Source organism: Pseudoalteromonas sp. S3178 (assembly GCF_005886985.1).
GTDB classification, from domain to species: Bacteria; Pseudomonadota; Gammaproteobacteria; order Enterobacterales; family Alteromonadaceae; genus Pseudoalteromonas; species Pseudoalteromonas carrageenovora.
Map to the genome: position 1 here is coordinate 1 of NZ_PNCW01000264.1, position 289 is coordinate 289.

The following is a 289-nucleotide window of genomic DNA, read 5'->3' on the forward strand; positions in this document are numbered from 1 at the left end:
GTCGAAGCTACGTGACCAAAGCACTCTTTGATACAAGGTGTCATAACTGATCAACCGATTTGACTTACTAACGAGCATTGCGCGCTGACCTTGGTAGGTCATTTTTTTAAATTCACCGGCAAGTAACTGGACGGACGTTTTCGCTTGCTTGTGATATGCCATAAAACCCATATCACTTAAATAAAAATAATTATCACCACGCTGTACAACGTTGCGAATATAATTACCTTCGATATTAAGGGCATGTGGAACGAGAGTTGATTTATCAACTTCGTAGGACATATTGTCT

Annotated in this window: 1 protein-coding gene; it reads right to left on the reverse strand. The window is 39.8% G+C overall.

Annotated elements, in window-relative coordinates; all coding sequences use genetic code 11:
* On the reverse strand, window positions 1-289 hold a 289-nt coding region (locus tag CWC11_RS20895), incomplete at both ends, for a hypothetical protein (RefSeq protein ID WP_138684181.1).